The following is an 18,773-nucleotide window of genomic DNA, read 5'->3' as shown; positions in this document are numbered from 1 at the left end:
ATCTCACCGGACTCAGGCTCAGAGCGTGTCATAGACATCGCCACGATGGCCGAGGTGAACCACGAGGACGATCAGTTCACGATCGCGGACGGTGTAGATAATGCGGTAGTCACCGACCCGTACGCGCAGTAGACCGGGATGCCCGGCTAGCGCCTTCACCCCGGCCGGACGGGGCTCGATGGCCAGCGAGGCGAGGGCGTCGACAAGGCGGGCCTGCACGGGTCTATCGAGTTTGCGCAGCAGCTTGGCAGCGGCTCGATCGACCCGGACGGCGAAGACCGGCTCCGGTGGCAGCGTCACAGGCCGAGCTCGTCGCGCAGGTCGGCCAGCGGGACGGGGGTGTCGCCGGCGTCGATACGGGCCAGGGCATCGCGGGCCGCCGAGACATCTGCGGCGTCCTCGGCTCGCTCGATCGCTTCGGCAAGCTCGGCGGGGACGATGGCCGCCAAGCGCTGCCCCCGGCGGGTCACGTAAGTGATCCGCCCGGCGTAGTGGGCACGCGACACGACATCCGCGAGGCTGTCTCGGGCATCGGAGATCGGCAGTTCGGCGGCGGGCTCACTCATATCCCGATCGTACAGCTCGTACGACTCGTACAAGTGCAAAAGTGCCGCCTGCCGGCCCTGGTGTGCGGGTGGGTGCGCCGGGTATGACGGGAACATGAGGGCGAGTTTCCGTCTGGGTCGAATCGCCGGCGTACCGGTCGGCGTCAACTGGAGTGTCCTGGTCATCTTCGTGCTGATCGCGTGGGCGCTGTCGGCGAGCCTGTTCCCTTCCTCGTACCCCGGTCACTCCCCCGTCGCCTACATCGCGGCCGGCCTGGCCGCCGCTGTGGTCTTCTTCCTCGGCCTGCTCGCCCACGAGGTGGCGCACGCGGTGGTCGCCAAGCGCAACGGCATCGAGGTCGAGGGCATCACGCTGTGGCTGTTCGGCGGCGTCGCCGAGCTGAAGGGCGAGGCGAAGAACCCCGGCGCCGAGCTGCGGATCGCCGGGGTCGGGCCGCTGGTCAGCCTCATCATCGGCGTGTTCTTCGCCGCGATCGCGGTGGCGGTCGCGGTGACGGCCGGGGACGGCCTGCTGCTCGGTGCGCTGTCCTGGCTCGCGGGCATCAACGTGCTGCTGGCGATCTTCAACGTGCTGCCCGCCGCCCCGCTCGACGGCGGGCGGCTGCTGCGCGCGGCGGTCTGGAAGTTCACCGGCGACCGGACCAAGGCGTCTGTGGTGGCGGCCCGCGCGGGCTGGGTGCTCGGTGTCGTGCTGATCGGGCTGGGGCTGTGGCGGTTCTTCACCGGCGCCGGGTTCGGCGGGCTCTGGCTGGCGCTGATCGGCTGGTTCCTGCTCGGGGCCGCCGGCCAGGAGGAACGCGCCGCCCGGATGGGCGACGCGCTGCGCGGCATCCGGGTGGGCGACGTGATGACGCCGCAGCCGCAGACCGCGTCCGGCGACGTCACAGTGGCCGACTTCGTCGACCACTACCTCTTCGCGTACCGGCACTCGGCGCTGCCGCTCACCGTCGACGGCAGGCCGGTCGGTCTGGTCACGCTCGATCGGGTACGCGGCATCGCGGCGGACCGCCGCGCCTCGACCACGCTGGCCGAGGTGTCCTGCCGGGCCGACGAACTGGTGCTCGCCCGCCCGGACGAACAGCTCACCGACCTGCTCCCCCGGCTCAACGAGTGCACCGACGGCCGGGCGCTCGTGGTGGTCGACGACCAGCTCGTCGGCATCGTCTCGCCCAGCGACATCAGCCGGGCGGTCCAGCGTGGCAGCCTGCGCCAGCAGGTGCCGGCCGGGCGGTAACTCAGTCCCGGGGGAAGTAGCGGTCCATCTCGGCGGTGCGGAACTTCCCCTTCGGGTCGAACTCGCGCAGCAGCGCGGCGAAGTCGGCGTGCCGGGGGTACGCGGCGGCGGGATCGCGCTCGAACAGCTTGCCCCAGTGCGGGCGCGGCGCGAACGGGGCCAGCCGCTCCTCCACCTCGGCCAGCACCGGCGCGACAGCCATCGGGTCACCGATCCAGGTGAAGTGCAGCGCCAGCGAGTCGCGCCGGAAGTTCGGGCTGAGCCACAGCTCGTCGGCGGCGATCGTCCGCAGCTCGCAGATCTGGAGCACGGCGGCGATCCGGTCGGCGACCGGGTCGAGCGCGGCGAGCGCCGCCGACGCGTCGGCCCGGGCCACGTGCCACTCCGACTGCAACTCGTCGCCGCTGCTCGGGGTGAAGCCGAGCCGGAAGTGCGGCAGCCGCTCGTGCCACGGCCCCGGCTCACCGAGCTGCGCGGTGCAGTGCTCCGGCGACATGCCGGGCACCGGGTGCCGGGGCGAGTCGGCGGCCACCGTGTCCAGCCAGTCGGCGGGCGGCGGGGCCTGGTCGGCGTACTGCTTGACCCACACCTGGTCGAAGCGCTCCGAGCGCCACGAGGTGAAGACGCTGACGCTGTACGCGGCGTCCAGCGCCTCGTCCAGCGCCGCGCGGGGCAGGCCGAGGCGCACGTGCTGGCGCACCGCGTACGTGGGCACCACGTCGAGCGTGAGCCGGGTGACCACGCCCAGCGCGCCCAGGTTGACCACCAGCCCGGCGAACCGTGGATCATCCCGGTCGACGGTGATCAGGTCGCCGTCGGCGGTGACCAGTTCCAGCGCGGCGACGGCGGCGGCGAGGTTGCGGTTCCGCGCGCCGGACCCGTGGGTGGCGGTGGCGACCGAGCCGGCCACCGAGATGTGCGGCAGCGAGGCGAGGTTCGCCAGCGCGTACCCCTGAGCCTGGAGCGCGGTGGCCAGGTCGCCGTAGCGCAGACCGGCCGCGACGGTGACCGCGCCGCGGTCGGCGTCGAGCGCGACGGTGGGCGGCAGGCCGTCCAGCGCGACCTGGATGCCGGTGGTGTCACCGAGCCGGTTGAACGAGTGGCCGGTGCCGACGGCCCGGACCAGGTCGGCCTCCGCGACCAGCCGGCGCAGGTCGTCGGTCGAGGTCGGCCGCGATCGGGTACGCGCCGACCAGCTGACGTTTCCGGCCCAGTTGGTGTCCGTCATGCGCTGCATCATCCGCCATCATGCGGCGGCAGGGTTGCCCCGGCCACTCGGCGGGAATCCTGGCGGGATGAGCAGCTACCGCGACCCGAGCCTCCGCGGCGACGTGTACCCGTCGGAGGAGGAGATCGACCCGACCGGCGTGGACCCCGACGCTGCGGAGACGCCGCCCGCCGCTGTGGGGGTGGCGCCCGTCGCTGTGGGGATGCCGCCTGCCGCCGTGGGGGTGACGCCTGCCGCTGTGGGGATGGGGCCTGCCGCGACCGCGCCGGTGCCGGGGCCCACGCCGGAGCCCGAGCCGGACCCGGTGCCTCATCCGGGGCCGCCGCCACGCCAGGCGTCGGGCCGGTCGATCGTGACCCGGCATCTGGACGGTTCCGTCGAGGTGGTGACCGACCTGGACGGCGACGGCGTGGCCGACGTGGTGCAGATCGACCTGGACGGCGACGGTGTGCCCGACGTGACGTACCTGGACAGCGACCGCGACGGCCGCCTCGACACCGTCCGCCGCGCCACAGCGAGCTGACCGTCCGCCGCCCACCCTCACGCCCCGCCCCGCCCCGACCGGCTCGGCCCGCCCCGGCCCGTCGATCTTGGAGTTGTGGCGCCCGGATTGTCGCTCAGGCGAGGCTTGTCAGGTGCCACAACTCCAAGATCGACGGGGACGGCCGGGGCGGCGGGGCCGGGCCGCAAAGGGGCGGGCGAGCCCGGGTCAGAGCTGGGGCATCACCTCGGCGGCTACCAGCTCCAGGTGGTCCAGGTCGGTCAGGTCCAGCACCTGGAGGTAGGCGCGGGAGCTGCCCGCCTCGGCGTACCGGCCGAGCGTGTCGACCACCTCGGCGGGCGTGCCGGCGGCGCCGTTCGCACGCAGCTCGTCGGGGTCACGGCCGATCGCCTCGGCGCGGCGCTTCACCTCGGCCTCGTTTCGGCCGCAGCAGAGCACGAGCGCGTTGGACCAGGTCATCGTGGACGGGTCGCGGTCGATCTGGGCGCACGCGTCGCGTACCCGCCCGAACTGCGCGACGGTGTCCTCGACCGAGGCGAACGGCAGGTTGAACTCGTCGGCGTACCGGGCGGCCAGGCGGGGTGTGCGCTTCGGGCCCATGCCGCCGAGCAGGATCGGCGGGCGGGGGCGCTGCACCGGCTTGGGCAGCGCTGGCGAGTCGCTGACCGGGTAGTACGTGCCGGGGAAGTCGAACGTGGAGCCCGCCGGGGTGGACCAGAGCCCGGTGATGACGGCGAGTTGTTCCTCCAGCCGGTCGAACCGCTCCCCCAGCGACGGGAACGGGATGCCGTACGCGGAGTGCTCCTCGGCGTACCAGCCGGTGCCGATGCCCAGCTCGACCCGGCCGCCGCTCATCTGGTCGACCTGCGCCACGGTGATCGCCAGCGGGCCCGGCAGCCGGAACGTGGCGGCTGTCATGAGCGTGCCGAGCCGGATCCGGGTGGTGTCGCGGGCCAGGCCGGCGAGCGTGGTCCACGCGTCGGTCGGGCCGGGTTCGCCGCTCACCGAACCCATCTTCAGGTAGTGGTCGGAGCGGAAGAACGCGGCGAAGCCGGTCTCCTCCGCGCGGCGGGCCACGGCGAGGAGCTGGTCGTATGTGGCCCCCTGCTGGGGCTCGGTGAAGATCCGCAGTTCCATCCCCCGAGCATATGGAGCCCGCCGGGCCGGGGCGGCGCGACCTGTCATTCCTTGCCAGGCATATAACCGATGAGGCATATTGCGAGGGTGACCGTCGACGCCTTCACCGTGCTGGCCGAGCCCTCCCGGCGCCGCATCCTCGACCGGCTGCGCCGAGCGGAGAGCAGTGTCGGCGAGCTGGTGGACGCGCTGGGCATGAGCCAGCCGGCGGTCTCCAAGCACCTGCGGGTGCTCCGCGACGCCGGCCTGGTCACCTGCCGCACGGCGGCGCAGCGGCGGATCTACCGGGTCGACGTGGCGCCGCTACGCGCAGTCGACGACTGGCTCGGGCCGTACCGGTCGATGTGGACCGCGCATCTCGACGCCCTGGAACGCCATCTCGACAGTCAGGAGTGACAGATGGACCGCGACACGTTCCGTCCCGGCCCGCTCGCCCGGGTGCATCTGGAACCCGCGAACGACAGGTGGGACCTGGTCTTCGTCCGCGACCTGCGGCACCCGCCGGAGACGGTGTGGGCCGCGCTCACCGACCCGGATCAGCTCGCCGCGTGGGCGCCGTTCCTGGCCGACCGCGACCTGGGCCGCACCGGTGACGCCGTGCTCAGCACCGTCGACGGCGAGCAGGCCCACCCGGCGCCGGCCCGGGTGCTGCGCGCGGACCGGCCGCACCTGCTGGAGTACACCTGGGGCGACGACCTGCTCCGCTGGGAGCTGGCCCCGACCGGCGACGGCACCACGCTCACGCTGCGGCACCGGGTCGGCCGGCCCGACCTCGCCCCGATGACTGCCGCCGGCTGGCACCTCTGCCTGGACGTCGCCGCCCATCTGCTCGACGGAGACCCGGTCGGCCCGATCCGGGGCGCGGAGGCGAAGGACTTCGGCTGGGCGGAGCTGCGCGACGCGTACGCCGAACGCCTGAACCGCGACTGACGACGGTCGTCACGCGGTCCGGCGGCGCAGCCACCCGGCGGCGCCGCCGACCAGCGTCGTCCCGATGGTCGTGCCGATGGCCACGAGCGCCGCCCCGACCGCCCACAGGCCGGTGTCGTCGGTCGAGGCGGCGTGCACCGCCCACGGGACGGTGAACGCCACTGTCATCACCGTTGCCACCAGCCAGATGTTCAGCCACCAGCCGCCTACCGCGGCCAGCGCGCCCAGGGTCAGCACCGCGGCGGCGACCTGCCAGACCGCGTACGGCCCGCTCATGTCGCCGGTCTGCGGGTCCACGGTCCAGCCGGACTCCCAGCTCAGCCAGGCCACCCAGGCGCCGGCCGTGGCCAGTGCCAGGAGCAGACCGCCGAGCAGCGTACGTCTCGTTGTCACGCATTCGATCCTGCCCGGCCGACGGGCCGGGCGAATGAGCACGCGTACTCGATTCCGCCGCCGCTCTCTCATCCCCCGTCCGCCGCAACGTGGCAAGATCGCGGGCGTGACGAGTGTGTCCCGCCCGCTGCCACGGCTCGTGGAGGCGGAGGCGTTCGCGGACGTACCCGCCGAACGGCTCCTGGCGGTGCTGGAGGCGGTCACGATGGTCCTCACGCTCCCCCACCGCGCCGCCGAGCGGGTGGACGCGCTCGTGGTGCCCACCGGCCAGGGCGAGGACTGGCGTCTCACCGACGCGATCCGTGCCTGGGAGACCGGCCCGGCGCTGCGGCACCTGCTGGTGGCGAACACCGATTCGGCCGAGCGGACCTACCGCCCGCTCACGCTCGACCGGTTGCGCGGGCTCGGTCTGCGCCGGACCGGCGGGGTAGTTCTCCAGGCCGAGCCGGTCACCGGCACCGGCCGGCAGGCCACGTGGATCGCGGAGCAGGTGCGGGCGCTCGGCGTCGGCAGCGTCGCGCTCGTCGTCTCGCCGTACCACCTGGTCCGGGTCTATCTCACCGTGCTGCGGGCCTGCGACGACGCCGGTCTGCGGATCCCGATGGTCCCGCTGCCCGTGGCTGTCGCACCGGACGCCCCCGTGCCGGAGACCGGCGCGGCCGGGTACGACCTGGTGGCCGGCGAGGTCAGCCGACTGCTCCGCTATCCCGGCCAGGGCTGGATCGCCACCCCGGAACGGCTACGCGACTACCTGCGCTGGCTCTGGTCCGAGCACCGCCCTCTGCTCACCGGCGCCTGAGGGTTCGCCACCTCGGGACGCATCGAGCGGGCTACGCGTCGGGGATGCGAACCGTGAGCACCCGGGTGAGGACGCGGAAGCCGGCCGCGTCGTACATGCGGCGGGCCGGGTTGCCGTCGACCACCGACAGGCCGACTGACGGCAGCCCGACCTCCCGCGCGCCGCGCAACGCGTGCACGAGCAGCGCCCGGCCGAACCCGCGCCGCTGTGCGCGGGGCGCCACACCCAGGTTGAGGATCCAGACGCAGTCGTCGTCGGTCCACGGCACCGGCCCGGCGCACAGCACGTGCCCGGCGCTGCGGCCGTCCGGGTCGATCAGCCGGGCCGAGGCGGGCACCAGGGGTGGCACCGGCTCGCCGGTGTCGAACATCGCCCGTACCTCTTCGGTATCGCTCGGCTGCCAGCGGCCGTCCGGGTGGTCCGGGCCGTACGCCGCGTCCAGCCCTTCGGCGAGGTCGTCGTCCCAGCCGGGGGCGCCGAGCGACCAGCCGTCCGGCAGCGCCACCGGTTCGGGTACGCCGGTCAGGTCGTGCCGCATGTCGGTGGCGGCCCGGTCCAGCTTCAGCCCGTCGGCCACCAGTGCCGCCGCCAGCGCCTCGTCCGGCGTCTCCAGCCGGTGCCCGGCCAGGTCGCGCCGCACCTGCGCGACGAGCCGGGTGAGCGGCGCCTCGGGCAGCGGCCGGACGTCGGCCGCGACCGCCGTGCCGTCGTCGTCCCGCAGCCGCATCCGGGCCAGCGGGGTGTCGTCGTCACCGAGCAGCAGCGAGTCGTGGAGGTGTTGTCGTACCGGCATTCGCGGCAGCGTACCGGGCGCGCCCCGCTCCCGCTCCCCGCCGATCTTGGACTTGTGGCGCCTGAATCGCCCGTCTCAGCCGCATTCGTTCACGACCACAACTCCAAGATCGACGAGGAGCACCCGCGGGCGGGAGGGTGCGGGCCTAGGGTTGGGGGGTGAGCAGGATCGATCGGGGCAGCAGGACGATCGCCGCGCCACCGGCGGCGGTGTACGACGCGCTCGTCGACCGGGCCGCCCTGGAGGCGTGGTTGCCGCCGGACGGGATGCGCGGGCGGATCGAGCGCTGGGATCCACGGCCGGGCGGCGGGTTCCGGATGGTGCTCACCTACCTCGACCCGGCCGGCAGCCCCGGTAAGACGTCGGACGCGACGGACGTGGTCGACGTCGGGTTCGCCGAACTCGTACCGGCACGCCGGGTGGTGCAGACGGCCGTGTTCCAGGCCGACGACCCGGCCTACGCGGGCACCATGACCATGACCTGGCACCTCGCGGCGGCAGGCGACGGCACCGCTGTGACGGTCACCGCCACCGGTGTGCCGCCGGGCATCGACCAGAGGGTGCACGAGGAGGGCATCGCGTCCTCGCTGGCACACCTGGCCGCGTACCTCGAACCGGGCGCCTGACCCCGGCGGAGGCCGGGAATGGCGGCGGCTTTTGCGGGTAGCCGCCGGCGGTGACCGGGCAGCGGGCGGGGCGCGGCGGCCGGCGGGGGTCGTCGCGGCGCGCCGGCCTGGACGCGGAACGGTTCGACGAGGCGTGGGAACGCGTGAACGAGCGCGGCCGGGCCGCCGGGCGGGACCGGATGCAGCAGTTGCGGATCAAGTCCGTACTCGCCGTGCAGGCCGGACTGGCGGCGGCGCTGGCCTGGGCCGCCGCGCGCTGGCTCACCGGCATGCCGAGCCCGATCTTCGCCCCGGACGCGGGCGTGCAGGTGCATGTCGTGCCGTCCGTCGTCGTGCACGGCCGCGCTGCGTTCGGCTAGGGTGCGCCTGTGGCAGTGACGGCAGCGGGCGTCTTCCGGCGTACGCCGCAGGAACGGGCCGACCAGCGACTCGCCTGGGAACGCGCCGACCAGCCGTTCTTCGCCGCCGGGGCCTGCCACATCCTGGCCTGGGTGTGCCGGGACACCTACCCGGATCGGCCGATCGGTCTCGCGGGGTTGCGGTTCGCGGGTCAGAGCCAGGTCTTCCACGTGTACGCGACCTGGGCGGACCGGGCGTTCGACCACGCCGGCTGGAACCCGGAGGCGGATCTGCTCGCGGCCAACCGGGAGTTCGAACGGCGCCCCCTGGAGCGGATCGCGATCGTCGACGATCTCGCCACCTTCTGCCGGGAGCACTTCTCCCGCATGCCACACCAGTACTGGGGTGATCCGCTCCCCCGCGCCCGCGACTACGTGAACCGGCACGCCCCACCGTGGGAGTGACGCCGAACGTCGGTAGGGCCGTCTCTCTCCCCCCGGCTCGGATCGGCCGGGCGTACCCGCATGGACTGACCGCGCCGAGGGCCGGGCCCGCCACGGTCGGGGCGGGCCCGGCTCTCGCACCGGCCCGGAGGGTGCCGGCGTACGACGGTCAGCGCCTGATGGGGCTGGGCGACGGCATCGCACCGCCCGGCGGGCTCGTGCCCTCCGGGCCTACCGGGACGGGCGACGGTGCGCCCGGGCGAGTCGGGTCCGCGCCGTCCGGCATCCGCCGGCCGTCCGGGCCGACCGGGACGGGCGACGCCAGGCCCGGCGGGGGCGGAACGGGCTCGGTCCGGTCCGGCTGCGGGGCGCTCGTGCCCGGCTGCGGCGAGATCACCGGGTCGTCGCCGCGGCCGGCGTAGGCGAACGGCGCGCCGATCACCAGCACCGCCAGGATGCCCGCCGCACCTGCCGCCACCGTGTTGCGTCGACGGTTACGCACGCGCCGTTCCGCCCTGGTCAATGAGTCCTGCACAGTCGGTGCCTCCTCGGCGATGTCGGTGAGGGTGGAGCGGAGCAGACCTTCGAACGGATCACTCATCGCCGCATCTCCAGAAGCTCGCTGTCCGGCAGGATCTGACGCAGTCGGGTGACCGCCCGGTGGGTCCGGCTGCGCACCGTCCCGACCGAGCAGCCCAGCAGTTCGGCGACCTGGGCCTCCGGCAGGTCCTCGTAGTAGCGCAGGACCACGACGGTGCGCTGCGCGGGCGGCAACTCCCACAGCGCCGCCCGCAACGCCAGCCGGAGATCCGTACCGCCGGCCGGGTCGGCCACCACCGGCTCGTGCACGCCGGCCGGGGACTCCCGGCGACGACGCAACCGCCGCCACCAGCTCACCTGCTCCCGGTACATGACGGCACGGAGGTAGCCCTCCGGGTCGGCGTGCCGGATGCTCCGCCACTTCGGAATGATCTTCGACAGCGCCGACTGGAACAGATCCTCGGCACTGCTGCGGTCACCGGTGAGCAGGTAGGCGACCCGTATCAGCGCCGGGGCACGGCTCGCCACGAACTCGGCCAGCACCGCCCGCTCGTCCTCGTCCACCGCACCACCCTCGTCTCCTCGTTCACCAGTGACAGACGCCGGACGGCACCGCCGCTATCCCGGGATCGGCGAAACGGTTTCCGCGGGCGTCGGCACCGTCCCCGGTCCAGGCTCGGCCCCGCCTACACTGCGGCGGGTGGACCAGGCCGCACCGCACACCGTCAGCTCGATCGCGTACGACCTGCGCGTGCTCGGCATCGTCCCGGGTGACGTTCTGCTGCTGCACTCGTCGTACCGGAGTCTCGGGTTCGTCGCCGGTCGCACCGAGGCGGTGGTGCGGGCGCTGCTGGCGGCGCTCGGGCCGGAGGGCACCCTCGTCGTGCCGACGCACACCCCGGAGAACACCGACCCGGCCGAGTGGCGGCATCCGCCCGTACCCGAGGCGTGGTGGCCGGTCATCCGCGAGCAGACGCCCGGCTTCGACCCGGCGTGCACGCCGAGCCGGTGGATGGGCGCGGTCGCCGAGACGGTACGCACCTGGCCGGGCGCCCGCCGCAGCGACCACCCGCAGGTGTCCTTCGCCGCGCTCGGCGCGCACGCCGCCGACGCCGTGGAGGGACACCGCCTCGACGACGCGCTGGGCGAGCACTCACCGCTCGGCGCGGTGTACCGGCTCGACGGCAAGGTGCTGCTGCTCGGCTGCGACCACAGCTCCAACACCTCGCTGCACCTCGCGGAGTGGCGGCAGGCGTCGCCGCCGCGGGCGGTGACGGGCTCGGCGGTACGGCTGCCGGACGGCACGAGCCGGTGGACCACGTGGACCGACGTCGTCACCGACGAGGGCGACTTCGACCGGCTGGGCGCCGACTTCGAGGCGACAGGCAGCGCGACGACCGGCCAGGTCGCCAGCGCGACGGCACGGCTGATGCACCAGCGCACCCTGGTCGACTTCGCCACCGCCTGGATGGCCACGAACCGCGGGCGTTGACCTTCCGCCTCGGGCGGGCTTTCGTCGATCTTGGAGTTGTGGCGCCTCGGATGTCCCGCACGCGGCTTTTGTGAGGTGCCACAACTCCAAGATCGATGTAGCGAGGGCGCCGGGAACGACGGGCCGCGCGCTCAGTCCGGCGGCTTGGGGGCGAAGGGGTTACGGCGGGGCTGGCGTAGTTCCCACTCCGCCGGGCAGAGGTGGGTCCACGCGGCTCCCGTCACCGATCGCCGATCGGGCAGCTCGTCGCCCCAGGCCGGCGAGCGGTTCTCGACCTGCCGGACGTAGCGCTCGAAGACGACAAGCTCCCGGTACTCCGGATCGTGCCGCCAGAGCGCGTACGGCTGCTCGCGCAACCAGTCGCATGCCGCGTCGCCCTCGGCGACCAGATCCGCGGTCGGCGGCAACACCGCCAGCGGCCGACCGTTCTGCCGGTCGCCGTACTGCTTCAGGTACGCCAGGTATCCGTCCTCGTCCCGAGGGTGGGTCACGTGGACGCCGACGACGGTCACCGGCAAGGCGAGCAGCGCGGTCACGGCCAGTGCCGACACCACCCACAGGCGTCTGTTCACGCGGCAACCATAGACTGCGGTGCATCTGCCCGCCGCCCCCTGGCAGCGGCGCGCCACGCCTACGATCTCGCGCATGAAATCGCCGCGCCTGCGCCTTCTCAGCTGCCTCGCCGTTCCGTTGCTGGCAGCCTGCGCCGCCGAACCGTCCGAGACGGTAACGGAGGTGCCGCCGCCGGCGTACACCTGCTGCGAGGACCTGGACGTCGACAAGCCGTACCAACCGGGCCAGACCCTGACCGTCCACTGGACGGTCGAGTCCCCGGACGAGCCGGGCTCCACCTCGCCGCAGGTCGAGTTGACCGCACGGCTGACGGGCCCGTACGGCACTGTGGACGACCTCAAGGCCGCTTCGGCGGTGCCCGGGCTGGTCACCTTCACGGCGACACCGGTCCGGCCGACCGGCACTCCGGGCGAGCGTCCCGTCAGCACGATCGTGATCGGTCCCGACGCCAAGCCGGGCTTCTACGACCTGGTCACCTCAGTGATCGACGGAGGCAACGCCACGTCCAGTGGCAGCAGCATCGTCCGGGTCGTGCCCGAGCGATGAGCGCCGGCTTCCAGGAGCAGGCATCTCCCGAGGCGGCCCCGGCTCGGCGCGGCACCAACCGCCTCGGAACTCCACTCCGGGGATTCCCTCGATCAGGCGGCCGATGTCGACCACCGCCCCGAGAGAGTCGGCGACGCTGCCGCGCAGTTCTCCGACCGCCGATTCGAGGTCGTCGTCTTCCGTGCGCCACTCGACATCCGCATCTCGCAGCTGGGCCACTGCGCGATCGGTGAGAGCCTCCGCGTCGGTGACCAGGACGTCGACTCTGCAGTACAGGTGCAGAGCGAACGGCGTCGAGGCGTGCGGGTTCTCCATCCGGTCAGCATGCCGAAGCAGGCGTGAGTTGGGTAGAGCGCTCCCGACGGGCCCGGCCCTCGCCGTGGTAGAGGTCCGCCCGGTCCTGGAAGCCCATGACCCGGGCGAGTTCATCAGTGGAATGCGCGGGGCCACCCCACTCGGCCAACCCGCGCCGTAGCAGGAACCGCTGATCCGAAGTGAGATCAACCGTTACGACGTCAGCAGCGCTCATGCGCGCGATTGTCACCCGGGCGGTCCATCTGGTTGATGGCCGCCACTGCGTCCGACATGTATCGTCACGCTCCCGCAAGATCGCGAGATGGGATACGACGTGACGGTACGACGGTTCGGGCTCTACGTGGCGGTCGCTGCGATGCTGCTCACCGCCTCGGCGTGTGGCCGCGCCGACGAGACGCCGGGCACGCCCACCGCCGTGGCGGCGAGCACCGATACGGAGTCACCCACTCCCATGCCCTCGGCGCCGACGGCCACACCGAGCCTCGCGCCCGAGCCCTCGCCGACCCCCCGCCCCTCGCCGACCTCACGCTCCTCGGGCACCCCGCGATCCTCGACGGCCCCCGCAGCTCCGACCACGACCAAGAAGGCCACGCAAGTGGCCACCGCCAGCAACAAGGTGGCCTGCACCGCCGTCAAGGGTCCGTTGGAGAAGGCCATCGCCGGCCTGATCATCCTGGTCGGGGTCGCCTCCACTTCGACAGTGGAGGCCGAGCTCGTCAACGCCCGGGCGGAGGCGTCCACCCGATTGGTCAACCTCGAGGCGGTGGCGAACAGGGTGGCCGGCGAGCAGACCGACCGCACGCTGCAGAAGAAGTTCCAGGTGCTCACCATGGCCGCAGGCCGGAAGGACGTCGAGGTCCGCTCGATCAAGCCCAAGCTCGAATATGCGGAAGCGATCGTGAAGGTGGCGAGCGACACGGGCGACCTGGAGAGCGCGGTCGACAAGCTCGAGCCGACCTGCGGCAGGTACTGGTAGCTCGGCTGAGCAGGGCGTCTCGCGTGGCAGGGCGGGCGGCATCGAACGCATCCCGCCTTTCGGTACGGTGACGCTTCACGGGTCGCGCCCCAACCGTCGAAGGCCTCGCCGTTCAGGAGGTGACGCGCGTGCGATGGACCAGCCGCATGTTGTGGTGGCCGCTCAGCGTCTGCCTGATGGTGACGCCAGCAGCCTGTACGTCCTCAAGCGGTTCCGGCCAGGGTGAGGCCCGACCACCCGCACCAACTGCATCTCTGGGTACTGACCCGAGCGCGTCCCCGTCAACTGACGGGAGCGCCAGGCAGGAGTCATGCACTGTATCGGTGGATGCGATGCAGGAACCGCCGGCGGGCTATCGGCTCGTGGGAGAGGACGTCGCGGTACCTGACCGGCCTGTGCTTCAAGCAGAGGAATCGGGGCAACCGGACCCGGCAGCCCGGCTGTTCGCCAAATGGGGATTGGTCGTACGCGGCGGCGCAGTGGTCGATCTTCGGGTGGCACCCGGCTGGGAGGACAGGGCGCGTCTCGGATGGGGCTCGTCAGTGGTGCCGGCCGTGCGCGCCCGTGTGCGCGCCTGCGCACCTGTCGACGACCAATCTCAGTGGCTGGCCTTCGTCGGCGGCACGTGGGTTGCGCGGGCGACCTGCCTACCGCTCACAATTCGGTCGCGGGGGCAGACGGCGCAAGTACAGCTAGGTATCGGTGTCCCGTGCGACGGAACCGACCCGCCAAGTTCCTAGGAAGGCTCGCCAGGAACTTCGCTGTCTCCTCGTCGCAGTGACCGGCCTCAGTGCGGACCGAGAGCGTCGGACCGGACCTCGACGCGGTACGTCCGGATCGCCGCCAACATGGCTGAACAGGGAAAACGGGTGGTGGGGCGGGCGGGGTTCGAACCCGCGACCGAGGGATTATGAGTCCCCTGCTCTAACCGGCTGAGCTACCGCCCCGTGACCGCGCCGGATCGTAACCCGCCGATCGCTGCGCGGACCACCACCTACCGGGCGGAAACACGGCCGCGACAGCACGATGGGCAACGCGAGGATAACAACGCGCTACCCGCCGATGGCTCACCCGCGCCGCAACTCCGCGAGGACCGCGCCGACCGTACGCCACCCGCTGGCGAGCGCCCCCTGGATGGACGGGCTGTCCCGGTGGTCCCCGGCCACGTACAGGCCGTCTCCGAGCGCCACCGGCTTGCGCAGCCGGCCCTGTGGTGGCGGTGCGGCCGGGAGCGCGTCCGGCACGGCGACTGTGGTGAGGTGGGTCCAGTCGGCGGTGGAGCGGCCGTAGAGGCGGTCCAGTTCGCGTCGGATCACCGGTTCGGGCGGCGCCTGCGGGCCGACCACCGAGGTGGCGACGAGGTGCTGGCCGTCCGGCGCGTACGTGGGCGCGGCCCGGCTCACCACCACCGTGTTGGCGATCAGTTCCCGCCGGTCGCCGTCGAGCAGCAGGATCGGCTCGTCCAGCGGCGCCGTGTCGGTGCGGTGGTAGTAGGTGGTGTACGCGTGCATGCGTACCTTCGGCAGCCCTGGCAACAGCGTGGCCGCCGCGGGCGGGTCCACCGCGACCACGACGGCGCGGCAGGTGATCTCGCCGGCCGGGGTGCGGACCCGGCCGGGCGCGACGTCGGTGACCGGGGTGTTCAGCTCGATCAGCTCGGCGGGCAGCGGCGCGGCGAGCGCCTTCGGCAGCGCCTGCATCCCGTCCGCGGGCAGGCCGATCCGGCCGCGGGCGAAGGAGCGCATGACGACCGCGAGGACGTGGCTGGAGGTGGCCAGCTCGCGGTCGAGCAGCACGCCGGACAGGAACGGCCGGAGCAGTTCCTCGATGATCGCGTCGGAGAGCCCGGCCCGGCGCAGCGCCTTCTCGGCGCTGGTCTCGGGTGTGTCGAGGAGCCGCCCGACCGGCACCGTGGCGTAGCCGGCGGCGAGCGTGGCGAACCGCAACCGATCGGTCAGCGATCCGATGCCGGCGGTGAGCGTGCCGGGTGCGCCGGTGGGTTCGCGCAGCGGGTTGACCAGGCGTTCCAGCCGGTCGCCGCGGCGCACCAGCACGCCGGAGGTGAACCAGCCCATCGTGAGAGTGCCGACGTCGACCAGGCCGGTGAGCCGCGGGTACGCGGTGTTGAGCACCTGGAAGCCCCGGTCCAGCAGGAACCCGTCGACGCGGTCGGTGGCGACCCGCCCGCCGAGCCGGTCGCCGGCCTCCAGCAGCCGCCACGGCACGCCGGCGCGGTGCAGCCGCCGGGCGGCGGCGAGGCCGGCCAGGCCGCCGCCGACGATCACCACGTCCGTGTCAGGCACGGTCCACCCCCGCCCCGGCCCGGTCGCCCTCGCGGTGCGACCGCGACAAGCGGCCCGGCCACCAGACCTTCGGCCCGATGTCGTACGCGAGCGCGGGCACCAGCAGCGAGCGGACCACGATGGTGTCGAGCAGTACGCCGACAGCGACCGCCACGCCCAGCTCGACGAGCACCACGAGCGGCAGGACGGCGAGCGCGGAGAACGTGGCGGCGAGCACGATGCCGGCGGAGGTGATCACGCCGCCGGTGACGGCCAGCCCGGCGAGCACACCGGCGCGGGTGCCGCGGCGCACCGACTCCTCACGGACCCGGCTCATCAGGAAGATGTTGTAGTCGATGCCGAGCGCGACCAGGAACACGAACGCGAACAGCGGGAACGACTGGTCGACGCCGGGGAAGTCGAAGACGTACCGGAACAGCAGCGCGCACAGGCCCAGCGTGGCCAGGAACGACAGCACCACGGTGGCGATCAGCAGCACCGGGGCGACCAGGGCGCGCAGCAGCAGCGCCAGGATGACCGCGATGACCAGCAGCACCACCGGGATGATCACGTCGCGGTCGCGTACCGAGGCGTCGGCGGTGTCCACGTTGATCGCGGTGAAGCCGCCGACCACGGCGTCGGCGCCGGGTACCCGGTGCACCGCCTCGCGCAGGTCGCGGATGGTGCGTTCGGCGCCGTTGCTGTCCGGCGGGTCGGCGAGCGTGACGTTGAGCTGCACCCGCCCGTCGACCACCTTGGGGGGCGCGTTCGGGTCGGGCGGCGCGTTCTCGCCCCGCTCACCGAGCGGCAGCACCGAGGCGACTCCCGGTACGCCCTGCGCCACCTGGGCGACCTGCCGGGCGGTGCCCTCGGTGGTGAAGATGGTGGCGGGGCTGCCGGTGCCGGCCGGGAAGTGCCTGTCGATGACCTCCTGCCCGGCCACCGAGTCGGTGCGCTGGGTGAACAGCTGGGACTGGCCGAGCGTGGTGGCGCCGAGCTGGGTCACCCCGATCGCGAGGGCGGCGAGCACCACGGCGGTGACGACCCAGACGGTACGCGCGCGGCGCGCCACGAAGCCGGCGATCCGCCCCCAGATGCCGTGCTCGGTGCGCGGGTCGGCCTGGTCGTAGCGGGGTCGCCGGGGCCAGAACGCCCAGCGGCCGCCGAGGACCAGCAGCGCGGGCAGGAAGGTGAGCATGACCAGCAGCGTGGCGGCGATGCCGACGGCGCTGACCGGGCCGAGCGCGCGGTTGGAGTTGAGGCTGGACAGCAGCAGGCAGAGCAGGCTCACGATGACTGTGGCGCCGGAGGCGATGATGGCCGGGGCGGCGCCCTTCCAGGCGGTCCGCATGGCGTCCCACGGGCGCTCGTGCCGGTGCAGTTCCTCCCGGTAGCGGGCGATGAGCAGCAGCGCGTAGTCCGTGCCGGCGCCGAAGACGAGCACGGTGAGGATGCCCTGTGCCTGCCCGTTGAGCTTGACGATGTCGTGGTCGGCGAGCAGGTAGACGAAGACGGCGGCGAGCGAGTACGACATCCCGGCGGCCAGCAGCGGGAAGATCCAGAGGACCGGGCTGCGGTAGACGACGAGCAGGATGACCAGCACCACTGTCAGCGTGACCAGGAGCAGCGGCCCGTCGATCGCGCCGAACACCTCGATCAGGTCGCCGAGCAGCCCCGCGGGTCCGGCCACGTCGACGGTGAGCCCGTCGCGGTCCGGGCCGGCGATGTCGCGCAGGCGTTCCACAACGGACCGGATCTGTTCGCCCTCGGAGCTGTCGATCGGCACGATCACCTGGGCGGCCTGCTCGTCCTGGCTGACGACCGGTGGCGGCAGCGGGCCGACCACGCCCGGCACCTCGGCGAAGCGGGCCGCGTCGGCTCGGATGCGCTGCTGGTCGGCGGGGGTGAGGCCGCCGGGTCGTTCGTAGACCACGAGTGCCGGGGTGGTCTCCCGGTCGACGAATCCGGCGGCCAGGTCCTGCGCCCGGGTGGCCTCGGCGTCGGCCGGGAGGAAGGAGGCGTTGTCGTTGGTGGAGACCTCGCCGAGCTTGCCGGAGTAGGGGCCGGCGATGCCGCCGACGATCAGCCAGCCGAGCACCACCGCCACCGCGATCAGCGTCGCGGTCCAGCGGCTGCGTCCTGCGGCCATCTCCACCGTCCTCGAATCGACGCATCAATCGACGCAGCGGGAGTCTAAGTCGACGCCGACCATCCTGCCGGGCGAACGAGGACTCGGGGGCGGAAACCGGGCAGCCGGGCACGCGAAGGGGGCCAGCGACGACTAACGCCCGCCGACGATGCCGACGGGCGTGACGTGGAGCGAAGCTCCCCCGATTGGACTCGAACCAATAACCTGCCGGTTAACAGCCGGCTGCTCTGCCAATTGAGCTACAGGGGACCGTGCACCGCTCGGTTCGGATCTCTCCGCTCCGTGCGACGGGGACAAGAGTACAGGACATCGGGGGGTGGCGCGCCAGGGGGTTACCGGAGGAGGACCGGACCGGCTGACGCGCCAGGATTACGGACAAATCGTCATCTCGGCACAGGGAGGCATGAGCGGAGAGCAGGATGGGTAGTTAGCCGTCGACAGAGAAGCAGGCGCGAGACGGTCATTCCGCCGAGCTGGCGGAAACCGGCGAGAGCGTCAGGTACGGAAGGAGCCGCCATGCGCGGAAAGATCATGTTTCTTGGCGGGCTGGCTGCGGGATTCGTCCTGGGCGCCCGTGCCGGCCGGGAGAAGTACGAGGAGCTGGTGGTCCGCGGGCGCAAGGTGCTCGACCACCCGACCGTCCAGGAGGCGGCCGGGGTCGCGCAGGCCCAGGCGACCCGGCTCTACTCGGAGGGCAAGGACAAGCTGGGGCAGACCAAGCTCGGTGAGAAGCTCGCCACCAACGGCGGCAAGCCGGGCATGACCGACGCCGACAAGCCGTTCGCCGGCACGCCGGCCGCGGTCGGCAGCCGCAGCGCCAACGGGACGGGCTCGACCAGCGCGTCCGGCTCGACCACCACCGGCACGAGCACCAAGCCGTCCAGCACCGGCAACACGCTCTGACACCAGC

Annotated in this window: 24 protein-coding genes and 2 tRNA genes; 12 read left to right on the top strand and 14 right to left on the bottom strand. The window is 72.7% G+C overall.

What is annotated here, in order from left to right; all coding sequences use genetic code 11:
* Positions 1–18 precede the first annotated feature (18 nt).
* Positions 19–300, bottom strand: coding sequence for a type II toxin-antitoxin system RelE/ParE family toxin (locus BFV98_RS26540; RefSeq protein ID WP_083395318.1), 282 nt, complete (start codon positions 298–300; stop codon positions 19–21).
* Complete coding sequence (locus BFV98_RS26535; protein ID WP_174361730.1) at positions 297–566, bottom strand: type II toxin-antitoxin system prevent-host-death family antitoxin; 270 nt, start codon at positions 564–566, stop codon at positions 297–299. Before BFV98_RS26535 ends, BFV98_RS26540 begins: the two co-directional genes overlap by 4 nt.
* Positions 567–660: 94 nt before the next feature.
* On the opposite strand from BFV98_RS26535, the gene BFV98_RS26530 reads away from it, so the two are divergent.
* Positions 661–1,800: a site-2 protease family protein gene (locus tag BFV98_RS26530; protein ID WP_071098136.1), complete on the top strand. Its 1,140-nt coding sequence runs from the start codon at positions 661–663 to the stop codon at positions 1,798–1,800.
* A gap of 1 nt (position 1,801) precedes the next feature.
* On the opposite strand, the gene BFV98_RS26525 is transcribed toward BFV98_RS26530, so the two are convergent.
* A complete protein-coding gene (locus BFV98_RS26525) occupies positions 1,802–3,028 on the bottom strand; it encodes an FAD-binding protein (RefSeq protein ID WP_071099007.1) in 1,227 nt (408 codons plus the stop codon).
* A gap of 67 nt (positions 3,029–3,095) precedes the next feature.
* Here BFV98_RS26525 and BFV98_RS26520 point away from each other — a divergent pair, with 67 nt between their 5' ends.
* The gene (locus tag BFV98_RS26520; RefSeq protein WP_071098134.1) at positions 3,096–3,551 is read left to right on the top strand and encodes a hypothetical protein; all 456 of its coding nucleotides are present in this window, start codon (positions 3,096–3,098) and stop codon (positions 3,549–3,551) included.
* A 186-nt stretch (positions 3,552–3,737) separates the two neighbouring features.
* Here BFV98_RS26520 and BFV98_RS26515 read toward each other — a convergent pair whose 3' ends face one another.
* On the bottom strand, positions 3,738–4,667 hold the full coding sequence (locus tag BFV98_RS26515) for an LLM class F420-dependent oxidoreductase (RefSeq protein WP_071098133.1): 930 nt from the start codon (positions 4,665–4,667) through the stop codon (positions 3,738–3,740).
* 87 nt (positions 4,668–4,754) lie between these two features.
* Between BFV98_RS26515 and BFV98_RS26510 the strand changes: the two genes are divergently transcribed.
* Together BFV98_RS26510 and BFV98_RS26505 are read left to right on the top strand one after the other, a co-directional pair.
* The gene (locus BFV98_RS26510; protein ID WP_013475589.1) at positions 4,755–5,063 is read left to right on the top strand and encodes a metalloregulator ArsR/SmtB family transcription factor; all 309 of its coding nucleotides are present in this window, start codon (positions 4,755–4,757) and stop codon (positions 5,061–5,063) included.
* A 3-nt stretch (positions 5,064–5,066) separates the two neighbouring features.
* Positions 5,067–5,597 (top strand): SRPBCC family protein, encoded by a 531-nt coding sequence (locus tag BFV98_RS26505; protein WP_071098132.1) that lies wholly within the window; start codon positions 5,067–5,069, stop codon positions 5,595–5,597.
* A gap of 9 nt (positions 5,598–5,606) precedes the next feature.
* On the opposite strand, the gene BFV98_RS26500 is transcribed toward BFV98_RS26505, so the two are convergent.
* Positions 5,607–5,990 carry a hypothetical protein gene (locus BFV98_RS26500; RefSeq protein ID WP_013287882.1) on the bottom strand — a complete coding sequence of 128 codons (384 nt, stop codon included), beginning with the start codon at positions 5,988–5,990 and terminating at the stop codon, positions 5,607–5,609.
* Positions 5,991–6,096: 106 nt separating this feature from the next.
* On the opposite strand from BFV98_RS26500, the gene BFV98_RS26495 reads away from it, so the two are divergent.
* A complete protein-coding gene (locus BFV98_RS26495; protein WP_013287883.1) occupies positions 6,097–6,789 on the top strand; it encodes a hypothetical protein in 693 nt (230 codons plus the stop codon).
* Between the two features lie 31 nt (positions 6,790–6,820).
* On the opposite strand, the gene BFV98_RS26490 is transcribed toward BFV98_RS26495, so the two are convergent.
* Positions 6,821–7,582: a GNAT family N-acetyltransferase gene (locus tag BFV98_RS26490; RefSeq protein ID WP_013287884.1), complete on the bottom strand. Its 762-nt coding sequence runs from the start codon at positions 7,580–7,582 to the stop codon at positions 6,821–6,823.
* Positions 7,583–7,740: 158 nt separating this feature from the next.
* Between BFV98_RS26490 and BFV98_RS26485 the strand changes: the two genes are divergently transcribed.
* Genes BFV98_RS26485 through BFV98_RS26475 form a run of 3 tightly spaced genes read left to right on the top strand, consistent with a single transcriptional unit; the run spans position 7,741 to position 9,011 of the window.
* Positions 7,741–8,208 carry an SRPBCC family protein gene (locus BFV98_RS26485; protein WP_013287885.1) on the top strand — a complete coding sequence of 156 codons (468 nt, stop codon included), beginning with the start codon at positions 7,741–7,743 and terminating at the stop codon, positions 8,206–8,208.
* A gap of 50 nt (positions 8,209–8,258) precedes the next feature.
* Positions 8,259–8,567 carry a hypothetical protein gene (locus tag BFV98_RS32375; protein ID WP_071098131.1) on the top strand — a complete coding sequence of 103 codons (309 nt, stop codon included), beginning with the start codon at positions 8,259–8,261 and terminating at the stop codon, positions 8,565–8,567.
* A 9-nt stretch (positions 8,568–8,576) separates the two neighbouring features.
* Entirely contained in the window at positions 8,577–9,011 is a 435-nt protein-coding gene (locus BFV98_RS26475; protein WP_013287887.1) for a hypothetical protein, read from the top strand.
* A 148-nt stretch (positions 9,012–9,159) separates the two neighbouring features.
* On the opposite strand, the gene BFV98_RS26470 is transcribed toward BFV98_RS26475, so the two are convergent.
* Together BFV98_RS26470 and BFV98_RS26465 are read right to left on the bottom strand one after the other, a co-directional pair.
* The gene (locus tag BFV98_RS26470) at positions 9,160–9,591 is read right to left on the bottom strand and encodes a hypothetical protein (protein ID WP_071098129.1); all 432 of its coding nucleotides are present in this window, start codon (positions 9,589–9,591) and stop codon (positions 9,160–9,162) included.
* A complete protein-coding gene (locus BFV98_RS26465; RefSeq protein ID WP_013287889.1) occupies positions 9,588–10,094 on the bottom strand; it encodes a SigE family RNA polymerase sigma factor in 507 nt (168 codons plus the stop codon). Before BFV98_RS26465 ends, BFV98_RS26470 begins: the two co-directional genes overlap by 4 nt.
* Before the next feature lie 136 nt (positions 10,095–10,230).
* Between BFV98_RS26465 and BFV98_RS26460 the strand changes: the two genes are divergently transcribed.
* Positions 10,231–11,022, top strand: coding sequence for an aminoglycoside N(3)-acetyltransferase (locus BFV98_RS26460; RefSeq protein WP_071098128.1), 792 nt, complete (start codon positions 10,231–10,233; stop codon positions 11,020–11,022).
* Between the two features lie 131 nt (positions 11,023–11,153).
* On the opposite strand, the gene BFV98_RS26455 is transcribed toward BFV98_RS26460, so the two are convergent.
* Positions 11,154–11,594, bottom strand: coding sequence for a DUF732 domain-containing protein (locus BFV98_RS26455; protein ID WP_255368252.1), 441 nt, complete (start codon positions 11,592–11,594; stop codon positions 11,154–11,156).
* 73 nt (positions 11,595–11,667) lie between these two features.
* Between BFV98_RS26455 and BFV98_RS26450 the strand changes: the two genes are divergently transcribed.
* The gene (locus tag BFV98_RS26450) at positions 11,668–12,141 is read left to right on the top strand and encodes a hypothetical protein (RefSeq protein WP_255368251.1); all 474 of its coding nucleotides are present in this window, start codon (positions 11,668–11,670) and stop codon (positions 12,139–12,141) included.
* Here the strand turns inward: BFV98_RS26450 and BFV98_RS31615 are convergent.
* Positions 12,073–12,456 carry a hypothetical protein gene (locus tag BFV98_RS31615; RefSeq protein WP_176921730.1) on the bottom strand — a complete coding sequence of 128 codons (384 nt, stop codon included), beginning with the start codon at positions 12,454–12,456 and terminating at the stop codon, positions 12,073–12,075. The genes BFV98_RS26450 and BFV98_RS31615 overlap by 69 nt on opposite strands.
* A gap of 301 nt (positions 12,457–12,757) precedes the next feature.
* Here BFV98_RS31615 and BFV98_RS26440 point away from each other — a divergent pair, with 301 nt between their 5' ends.
* Positions 12,758–13,432: a hypothetical protein gene (locus tag BFV98_RS26440; RefSeq protein ID WP_071098123.1), complete on the top strand. Its 675-nt coding sequence runs from the start codon at positions 12,758–12,760 to the stop codon at positions 13,430–13,432.
* A gap of 870 nt (positions 13,433–14,302) precedes the next feature.
* On the opposite strand, the gene BFV98_RS26435 is transcribed toward BFV98_RS26440, so the two are convergent.
* The 4 genes from BFV98_RS26435 to BFV98_RS26420 form a co-directional block, all read right to left on the bottom strand.
* A tRNA-Ile gene (locus BFV98_RS26435) sits at positions 14,303–14,379 on the bottom strand.
* Positions 14,380–14,499: 120 nt separating this feature from the next.
* The gene (locus tag BFV98_RS26430) at positions 14,500–15,735 is read right to left on the bottom strand and encodes an NAD(P)/FAD-dependent oxidoreductase (RefSeq protein ID WP_071098121.1); all 1,236 of its coding nucleotides are present in this window, start codon (positions 15,733–15,735) and stop codon (positions 14,500–14,502) included.
* The gene (locus BFV98_RS26425; protein ID WP_071098120.1) at positions 15,728–17,863 is read right to left on the bottom strand and encodes an MMPL family transporter; all 2,136 of its coding nucleotides are present in this window, start codon (positions 17,861–17,863) and stop codon (positions 15,728–15,730) included. Before BFV98_RS26425 ends, BFV98_RS26430 begins: the two co-directional genes overlap by 8 nt.
* A 176-nt stretch (positions 17,864–18,039) precedes the next feature.
* Positions 18,040–18,112 (bottom strand) — tRNA-Asn (locus BFV98_RS26420).
* Between the two features lie 267 nt (positions 18,113–18,379).
* Between BFV98_RS26420 and BFV98_RS26415 the strand changes: the two genes are divergently transcribed.
* Positions 18,380–18,766 carry a hypothetical protein gene (locus BFV98_RS26415; RefSeq protein WP_013287896.1) on the top strand — a complete coding sequence of 129 codons (387 nt, stop codon included), beginning with the start codon at positions 18,380–18,382 and terminating at the stop codon, positions 18,764–18,766.
* Positions 18,767–18,773 lie beyond the last annotated feature (7 nt).

This window comes from Micromonospora sp. WMMB235 (assembly GCF_001855515.1).
Taxonomy (GTDB): domain Bacteria; phylum Actinomycetota; class Actinomycetes; order Mycobacteriales; family Micromonosporaceae; genus Micromonospora; species Micromonospora aurantiaca.
Note: the sequence above shows the minus strand (reverse complement) of the source record. Positions and strands in the feature narration are given on the sequence as shown.